At 43.2% G+C, this 9964-nt stretch carries 5 protein-coding genes; 4 read left to right on the forward strand and 1 reads right to left on the reverse strand.

The window, feature by feature from the left end:
• The coding region (gene ftsH3, locus PX481_RS13500; protein ID WP_288094736.1) for an ATP-dependent zinc metalloprotease FtsH3 at positions 1–1483 on the reverse strand (1483 nt) is incomplete at its 3' end.
• Positions 1484–1756: 273 nt separating this feature from the next.
• Between ftsH3 and PX481_RS13505 the strand changes: the two genes are divergently transcribed.
• From PX481_RS13505 to PX481_RS13520, 4 genes are all read left to right on the forward strand, one after another.
• Positions 1757–3004 carry a sigma-70 family RNA polymerase sigma factor gene (locus PX481_RS13505; protein WP_288094737.1) on the forward strand — a complete coding sequence of 416 codons (1248 nt, stop codon included), beginning with the start codon at positions 1757–1759 and terminating at the stop codon, positions 3002–3004.
• A 2-nt stretch (positions 3005–3006) separates the two neighbouring features.
• Positions 3007–4134, forward strand: coding sequence for a DUF1822 family protein (locus PX481_RS13510; protein WP_288094738.1), 1128 nt, complete (start codon positions 3007–3009; stop codon positions 4132–4134).
• A gap of 15 nt (positions 4135–4149) precedes the next feature.
• Positions 4150–6612, forward strand: coding sequence for a CHASE2 domain-containing protein (locus PX481_RS13515; protein WP_288094739.1), 2463 nt, complete (start codon positions 4150–4152; stop codon positions 6610–6612).
• A gap of 231 nt (positions 6613–6843) precedes the next feature.
• Positions 6844–9964 (forward strand): serine protease (locus PX481_RS13520; RefSeq protein ID WP_288094740.1); only part of this gene is annotated, 3121 nt, incomplete at its 3' end.

Raw genomic sequence — 9964 nt, forward strand, 5'->3', positions numbered from 1 at the left:
CACCGAAGATAATTTCTTCAGCTAAACGACCCCCCAAAGCTACAGCCATCTGATTTTGCAGATAAGCGCGAGAATATAACCCGGATTCCATGCGATCCTCGCTGGGAGTGAACCAAGTTAAACCCCCAGCGCGACCGCGAGGAATAATACTAATTTTTTGGACGGGATCATAATCCGGCATTAAAGCACCCACCAAAGCGTGACCAGCTTCATGGTAAGCAACTAAAGTTTTGCGTTTTTCACTCATGACGCGATTTTTCTTCTCAGGACCTGCTAGAACACGATCGATCGCATCGTTGATCTCATCCATAGAAATCTCGGTTAAATTGCGACGTGCCGCTAAAATTGCGGCTTCGTTGAGCAAATTAGCTAGATCGGCACCGGTAAAACCGGGGGTACGACGGGCGATTTTATCGAGATCCACGTCTTGAGCCAAAGTTTTGCCTCTGGAGTGGACATTAAGGATTTCCTTACGGCCAGCGTAATCGGGACGATCTACCACCACTTGGCGATCGAAACGACCCGGACGTAATAAAGCGGCATCCAGCACATCGGGGCGGTTAGTGGCGGCGATAATGATAATACCTGTATTACCTTCAAAACCGTCCATTTCCGTTAATAATTGGTTGAGGGTTTGTTCCCGTTCATCGTTACCACCCCCTAAACCGGCACCCCGTTGACGACCGACAGCATCAATCTCATCGATAAAGACGATACAAGGTGCATTCGCTTTCGCTTGTTCAAATAGGTCGCGGACGCGAGAAGCACCCACCCCGACGAACATTTCCACAAATTCCGAACCGGAAATGCTAAAAAACGGGACTCCCGCTTCTCCAGCTACTGCGCGAGCAAGCAGGGTTTTACCTGTCCCCGGAGGACCGACTAAAAGGACTCCTTTGGGGATTTTTGCCCCAATTGCCGTGAAGCGATCGGCATTTTTCAGGAAGTCCACCACTTCGTTTAATTCTAATTTTGCCCCTTCAATCCCGGCCACATCACCGAAAGTAACCTGGGTTTGGGGTTCCATCTGTACTCTTGCTTTCGATTTGCCGAAGTTCATCGCTTGGGAGCCAGGACCACTTTGGGCGCGACGGAGCAAGAAAAATAGACCAACAAGAAGCAATATAGGGAAAAATAGGCTACTGAAGGCTCTTACCCATACTCCTTCTTCTCTTTGGGGCAGTACGGAAATATCAACGTTATTTTCTGCCAAGATGTTGATTAATTGCGGATCGTTGGGCAGGTTAACTAATACATTTGCTCCATCTTGGGTGGGTACGATCGCTCGTTGCCGGTCGGCACTTAAGCGCACGGTTTCTACTTTACCTTCCCGCACTTCCTGTAAAAATTCACTATACTTCCAAGTTTGTTGCACTGCTGGCTGGCGATCGAAGAAAGCTGAGGCCAAGGCAAGGACTACGATTAACAATAGGGCATATAGTCCCGCATTGCGCCATTTTTTGTTATTACCGTTTTTGTTCACGCTGTCGAACTCCTGATAAATTGAGGATGATCTTATCGGTTGTCAAGGGGTTGTTAACTTATGTTAACGTTTCTCAGGAACACTGGACAGGTTTTTTTTTAATATGCCCGTTCTGGTCCTCCATCGGGGTTAGCTGTTGGGGGTTGGGGGAGTATGTCAATGTGACTCTCCTAGACCGAGTATGATCAATTTGTAACAAAATGCCAAAATACTGCATAAAAGCTGCAAGTGGAACGATAGAGAGTTTAGTTGACCTCCACGGGGAGTAGCTAGATGAAAAAACGAGAGACTTTGCTGGAGAAGTTTTGTTGCTTTTTAGTTTTGCAGCAAAATAGGACACAATGGAATTGTGATCGGCGTTTGCGTCGTAACATGGAAAGCTATGGCCCAATCGATCCTAATGTCGAGTCCGAGGAGTATTTGGCCCTATTCTTTCAGCAACAGTATCAGAATCCCGGTTCCCAAAATCATCTTTTTCGTGGGCATTTATACGCTTATTTGCAGGAACCTTGCTACTGGGCTGCTGCCGAAATCTATCAAAAATATCAAGCTAAACTAGATTATCAGATCGAAGACTACTTTAACGAAGGAATTCTTGGTTTTGAGGCTATCTTAGCTGACTTTAAGCCTTTATTCTCCACTCGCTTCGATAATTTTGCCAATCAGAGGATTAAATATCGCTTAATCGATCGCATCCGTCAGATTAGTCAAGCATTCGGCCATAATACTTGGAGCCTACTACTTAATTCTACCGGAGCGCGTCTCAGCCAAGCTCTCCTGGCGAGGGGATTAGTGGGAGAAACTCTCGAAAATTACCTTTTAGCTTGGGATTACTATAAAGAAATTTATGCCCAGGCAAAAATCAAAACCGATGGTAAAATTCAGGAACCTAGTCCAGAAATCTGGCAAAAAATCGCCGCTGCTTATAACTCGGATAGCCACTCTACCATCAAAATCAGTTCTGCGACAATTAACCGATGGTTAGAGGATGCGGGACAAGCTATTTTTGATTATTTATTTCCCCAAGGAAAAACAATTTCTCTACAGCAACCTTTAGGGGGTGAGGAAAGTAGCACGAGGGAGGAAATGATCGAAGATACTCTCCATGATACCCCTTGGCAGCAATTAGAAGCGGCGGAAAATTTTCGCGAGTCGCAACAAAACCACCAAAAAATTCTAGCTTGGTTAGGGGCAGAAATTCAACAGATTTGTCAGCAGCCGCAACAGGCAAAACTGCATCCGCAAATTCAGTTAATTCTAGAGATGACTTATGGGTTGGGGTTGGGACAAGTGGCAATTGCCGCTAAGATTACAGAAATTACCACGGTGGTTATCAAACAATATCAGGTTTCTAGGGAACTGGATAAAGTTTATCGTCACCTCGCTAAAAAGTTTTTACCCTGGGCCAGCGAAAACCTGCATATTTCTTTCCAGTCCCACGATAGAGAAGTTATTAGTAAGGCAATAGAACCATGGCTAACATACTACTATCAAACCAGCGCAACAACTCAGGAGGATTAATTATGGTTAATGATTGGTTAGAACTAACTCCTGATAGCATTTGGCTAGAAATACCCGCAGATATTCAAGAGATAAGTTGGGCAAAAAGTGCCAGTTTTACTGATGCCAGTATTCGTCAGAGATTTTATATTAATTATCTCTGTCAACAAGTTATTTTTAACTATCTACAGTCAGGGATGCCTGGGGTTAGTTTAGTAGAAAATCAAGAGGATTTCTGGCAACTAGGAGTTAATGGTTTTACCGTTAAATTAGGCGAAAAGTCAGTAATAGTTATTGCCAGCGAAACTCTGGATCTAGAAGCGATCGAAATTCCTCAAGAATGGGTAGATATTCCTCAATTAATTGGTGATTATTATCTAGCGGTACAGGTAAACACTGCCGAAAGTCATCTGAGAATTTGGGGTTGTACTACCCATAAAGATATTAAGGAAAAAGGACAATATATTAAGCGTAATCTTAACTACTCTCTACCGAGAAATCAACTGCAATCAGGATCAGATTCTTTAGATTTATGGGGAGAGTGTCAATTACAAGCAGTTAAGATTGAACGGGAAAAGATGGAAGAAAAACTATCTTTAGATAGATTGACAACCTTACTAGACATCTTAGCTAATCCTCAGTTAATCTTTCCCAGAAAAGCCGTTGCTTTTCAGGAATGGGCAGCAGTTATCGTCAATAGTAACTGGAGAAAAATTTTAATTACCCGTCGGCAAAAATCCCCCGTCAAGTTAACCAATTGGTTTGCCCATAATTTCCCCATTGATTGGCAAAGTATCCTCGATTTTAGCTCACTGTCACTGGTTCCAGCTTTCAAAAATACAGAAATTAAACGCATCAAAGATTTAGGAGTAGAATTACTGGGAAATCCCCTCGCTTTGATGATTACTATCGCTAAAACTGAAGAAATATTTAGCCTGCAAGCGACTGTTTACCCCACGGGAGAAACAAGCACTTTACCCCCCCATTTAAGATTAAGTATTCTCACCGAAACTGGTGAGGTTTTTCGAGAAGTAATTGCCACAGATAACGATGAATTTATTCGTTATCGATTTGATGCTGAATTGGGGGATAAATTCTTCATTGAAGTGGCTTTAGAATCGGCAAGAGTAACCGAATATTTACAAGTATAAGCGAGGAAAAACTTCATGATTAAACTCCTAACTCTCGAACTAGATGGCACATTCGATCGGGGATTTAAAGTAAAATTAGAAATTCGTCCCGATCTTAATTCTCGTCCCCAAACTGTGATCAAAGCAAGGCTACCAGCTAATTTAGAGTTATTAACTTTTTACCGTCAATGGCAACGTCACTATAGTGAATTAGAGGGATTTTTTAAAGTCTTAAAAGATAGCAATCCCCAACAAATTACCAATAGTTCTCAGCAGAGTTTAGTTTTTAAAAACTGCCAAGAAAAAGCCAAATTATTTGAGGATAACTTAAACAAATGGTTGAATAATAGCCCAGAATTTGAACCGATCAAAACCGCAATTCTGCGCTCTGGCAATAACTTTCGTATCTGGTTACAAACCGATAATATTTGGCTGCAAAGATTCCCCTGGGAAAAATGGGAAATTCTCCAAAATACTGGCGCAGATATAGCCATTATTGTCTCAGAATACGATACCTTAACCAGACAATTAAAAAATCATGAAAAAATTCGGATTTTAGCCATTTTAGGCTATGCCACCGACTTAAGATTTCTCGAAGAAGATCGCAAAACTTTAGACGATATTGCGGGAAAAGCAGGAGCCGAAATTATCTGGGAAAAAGCCCCTCACCCGCAAAAATTAAATCAGTTATTGCGTCAAGAAACTTGGAATATCCTCTTTTTTAGCGGTCATAGTGCCAGTACAGAAGATGGTCAAGATTGCGAAATTCAACTAACAGAAACTCATAAATTAAAGATAGCTGATTTTAGCTTTTCCCTGGGAGAAGCTACTAAAAACGGGTTAAAGTTAGCGATATTTAACTCCTGTGATGGTATCGGTTTAGCACAACAACTATCACGGGAAAAAGGGATGGCATTACCCCATCTAATCTTTATGCGCGAGAAATTACCCGATCCCGTTTCTCCCAAATTTCTGCAATACTTTTTAACCGCTTTTACCAATAATAAATCTCTCTATAGCGCCGTACATGAAGCCCAAAAAAATCTCCACGATGACTGGGAAAAAGACTATCCCTGTGCCAGTTGGCTGCCCGTAGTTTGCCCCAATCCCACCGAAGAACCCCCCACTTGGCATAGTTTCAGTAACTCCCCTCAAAAACAACAAAATTGGCGACGATTTGCTCTAACTTTCGGTTTAGGTTTAGCCGTAACGATGACAGTCTTGGCAATAAGAGAAACAGGAATTTTAGAACCCTTAGAATTAAATATTTATGATCGCCTGATGCAACTAAAACCCAAAGATAAACCCGATGACAGATTATTAATTATTACCATTGATCGCCAAGATTGGGAATATCAAGATCGCATGGGTATGAAAAGACCAACAATACCCGGAAGCGATCAAAAACGTTCCCTCGCAGGAGAAGCATTATCGCAGCTTTTAAATAAATTACTGCCCTACGAACCGCAAATTATCGCCTTAGATATCCTCCGTCCCATCGCTGCCAGTCAAGATTATCCACCCCTAGCCAAACAATTACAAAATACTCCTAATTTTATCTCGATTTGTAAGTTTAATAATTACCCACAACCGGACGGATTTCCCCCACCCCCGGAACTGCCAAAAAATCAGAGTGGTTTTAGTAACATAGTCCCAGACGAAACCATTGCCGGAGTTCCCCGAATTCGTCGTTTTTTATATCAGGCAAAACTCGATCGCACCTCTCCCTGTCTTCCCCCGGATTCTTTGGCCAAAGTTGACTCAATGTCCTGTAATTTTAAAGATTATGCTCCTAGTTTTAGTCTCCTAATTGCCAAACGATATCTAGAATCCCAGAATCAAGATTTTGACTGCAATAAACTGGAGCGGGGAATTCTAGAAATTAATATTGGGGATACTCATCTCGGTGACTGGCTACAATCCAACCGCGGCCCCTACAGAACCAGTCAATCCGATACCCGATCCGGCCGTCAAGTTATGCTCGCTTACCGTCGAATCGCCGATAATGGCATCGATGCAATCATCAAAATTGCTCCGAAAAAATCTCTCCGACAGGTTTTAGATCCGCGTTTTAATTCCGAATCAGTCCGGGAAAAAATTGTCCTGATTGGAGTAACAGAACCCGGGATCGATGATTTTTTAACCCCCTTTAGTCGCAACCCATCGGAAGCAATTCCGGGGGTTTATTTGCACGCGCACGCAGTCAGTCAAATTCTCGATACAATGACAGGAGAACGAGCCTCGATCGCTTTTTGGAATCCCCTACAGGAGGCTTTCTGGGTGCTGGGTTGGTCCCTGGTGGGGGGATTATTAACGTGGCGTTTTCTTCGGGTAAAAACGGTACTTTTGACAGTGGCGATCGCTGTGATTTCCCTTACTGGTATCGGTTGGCTTCTCTTTAGTTATTTCGGTCTCTGGGTTCCGATTATCCCCCCAGCGATCGCACTTCTCACCACCTCCGGTATCTTCTTTTTTCTTCGTTCTTACTACTTAAAATAGCAAGGTAAGGCTTGCTGAAAAAGTACGGGCGAAGCATTCGGATAGAAAATCTCCGGTTTCACCGATAGGTTATTGCCCGAATGCTTCGCCCCTACAGGACCCGGGCCGATGAAGACGCAAGGTTTTGAAGCACGATTCTCTCAAAATCTTGCACCTGTTTCACGAGAAAAACGACAAAACTCTTACCTTGCCTACATTTCACATTTATTCAGCAAACCCTAGGTAACAGCCATGATCAAACCTTCGATCGCCCTCATCCTTCTTTTCTCCCTACTGCCTCAACCCGGGTTAACCCTTATCACCCCGGCTGCCGGAAATATTTCTAATGATCCCATTCTGACGGCACAGGGCGATCGGGAGCTTACCGAGGAGCAATTCCTACAACGAGTCACCGTTAAGATTACTAGCGAGACAAATCGGGGATCGGGGACGATTATTGCTAAAAAAGGCGATAATTACCTTGTCCTAACCAACGCCCACGTTACCCGCAACACGAAAACCCTACAGGTACAAACTTACGACGGCCACAGCCGTGCGGCCCGCATTGTCCCCAATTCCCTATCGGAGAATCAAGATCTCGCCCTGCTGGAGTTTAGCGATACCCGGGAATATTCGATCGCCACCATCGCGGAGTTTACCATCAATCAAAACAGGATCGGTTTAGAAGTGGTGGCCGCGGGATATGTTGCCGAAACGGGACAGTATCGGACGACAAAGGGAACCCTCGAACAGGTGAGCGCTCGACCCCTCCGGGATGGCTACAGCGTCGGTTATAGTGGCGATATCGTGCAGGGAATGAGTGGCGGCGGCATTTTTGTTGATGGGGAGTTAATCGGCATTAACGGGCGATCGGCCCATCCGATTCTCTCTAACTACACCTACGAAGACGGTACAAAACCCACAGACGCAGAAATCCAAAAGATGAGAGCGGTTAATTGGGGCATTCCCATCAATACCCTATTAATCTACATCCGTCCCGAAATCCTCAGCGCCTATAACCTACCCCTACCGCCGGTGAACCCCGATATAGAAACCACCGCCTCTAATGACTATATCGCCGAATTAGAAGCGAAAGCGAAGGGTTTCACCGTGCGGATTGATAGTAGCAGTAAAACCAATGGAAGTGGCGTAATTGCCAATGGAAGTGGCGTAATTATCGCTAAAGAAGGGAATATTTACACCGTCCTAACCGCCGATCACGTCCTTTGCGGAGAAATGGCACGCACCGACAGCTGTGCTGATTACACCTACACCGTCGTCACCAGCGACGGCAAAACTCGAAACATCGAGAAAAGCACCATTATTCGGCAGGAAGGGGTAGATTTAGCAGTCTTTCAGTTTGAAAGTCTGGACAATTATCCCGTTGCGGAAATAGCGAATTATAACCCAAATAGCGGTGATTTTGTTTTTGCGGCAGGCTTCCCCAAAATTGGACAAAATCCCTCGAAATGGTTGTTTAGTGGCGGTGCAATTCACGATAAAGAACAGGGATTACTACAAACCCGCCAAAGTCCTTTAAGCACTCAACAAGGGGGAACATTACAAAGTGTTGCTTCTTTAACCGGAGGCTATGAATTAGTTTATACCAGCATCACATTTGGGGGCATGAGTGGCGGTGCAGTCTTAGACTCCCAGGGGAGAGTAATAGGGATTCATGGAAGTTCGGAAACAGCAGGGGTAACGGAAATTCAGTTAGGGTTTAGTTTAGGGATTCCCATTAGCACTTTTATCGGATTGCAAGAAAGATTCAAGGTAAAACCGCAATTATTAACCACTGCTCAACCCCAAGTTAGTCCGCAACAACAACAAGAAATTATTCAAGCGATTACTGGTGTTATTGTTCCTAATACCAATGCGAAGGCGGATATTTGGATACAAAGGGGAGGACAATTATGGCGGTTACGGAGGCATGAGGAAGCAATTAAAGCCTTTGATGAGGCGATTAAGCAAAATGAGTCCGAGAATGTCTATTTAGCTTGGTACGGGAAGGGATTAGCATTAGGTTATTTAGGTAAAGATCAACCAGCTATAGAAGCTTTGCAACAAGCGATTAATACCTTACCTAAACGGGAAGATTTAAAGAAGTTTCACAGTAGTATTTTACAAGAGCAAAGTGTTGTTTATCGCTATTTAGAAAATTATGAGCAAGCATTATCGGTGATTAATCAGGCGATTTCTCTGGTTCCCAATAACCCCAATTACTATAACGAGAAATCGGGAGTATTAAGTCGATTAAAACGCTATGATGAGGGATTAGCCGCAATTACTCAGGCAATTGATCTCGCTCCCCGTGCTGCTTGGTATTTCAGTCGGGGGAATCTTTACTATAACTTGCAGAAATACGATTTAGCCCTCTCTGACTGGAACAAAGCCATTAAAATTAATCCTAATTATGCTGACGCTTACAACAATCGGGGGCTTCTTTACTATGACCAAAAAAAATACGAATTAGCTTTAGCTGACTACAGCAAAGCTATTGACATTAATCCTAATTTAGCTGAGGCTTACAACAATCGGGGGAATCTTTACTATAACTTGCAGAAATACGATTTAGCCCTCTCTGACTACAGCAAAGCCATTGAACTTAATCGTAATTTTGCTGAGGCTTACTACAATCGGGGGAATATTTACTATGACCAACAAAAATACGATTTAGCCCTCTCTGACTACAGCAAAGCCATTGACATTAATCCTAATTATGCTGAGACGTACAACAATCGGGGGAATCTTTACAAAGACTTGCAGAAATACGATTTAGCCCTCTCTGACTACACCAAAGCCATTGACATTTTAGCCCTCTCTGACTACACCAAAGCCATTGACATTAATCCTAATTATGCTGTGGCTTACAACAATCGGGGGCTTCTTTACTTTAACCAAAAAAAATACGAATTAGCTTTAGCTGACTACAGCAAAGCTATTGACATTAATCCTAATTATGCTGAGACGTACAACAATCGGGGGAATCTTTACAAAGACTTGCAGAAATACGATTTAGCCCTCTCTGACTACAGCAAAGCCATTGACATTAATCCTAATTATGCTGTGGCTTACTTAGGTCGGGGGCTTCTTTACCTTCTCCAACAAAAATACGAACTAGCTTTAGCTGACTGGAACAAAGCTATTGAACTTAATCGTAATTTGGCTCTGGCTTACTTAGGTCGGGGGGGTATTTACCTTCTCCAACAAAAATACGAATTAGCTTTAGCTGACTACAGCAAAGCTCTTGAAATTAATCCTAATTTAGCTGAGGCTTACTTAGGTCGGGGGGGTATTTACCTTCTCCAACAAAAATACGAATTAGCTTTAGCTGACTACAGCAAAGCTCTTGAAATTAATCCTAATTTAGCTG

The organism is Microcystis sp. M53603_WE2 (assembly GCF_030065435.1).

Excerpts from the sequence above, each read along its gene's own strand:
- PX481_RS13505 (WP_288094737.1), top strand. The coding sequence starts at position 1,757 with ATGAAAAAACGAGAGACTTTGCTGGAGAAGTTTTGTTGCTTTTTAGTT.
- PX481_RS13510 (WP_288094738.1), top strand. The coding sequence starts at position 3,007 with ATGGTTAATGATTGGTTAGAACTAACTCCTGATAGCATTTGGCTAGAA.
- PX481_RS13515 (WP_288094739.1), top strand. The coding sequence starts at position 4,150 with ATGATTAAACTCCTAACTCTCGAACTAGATGGCACATTCGATCGGGGA.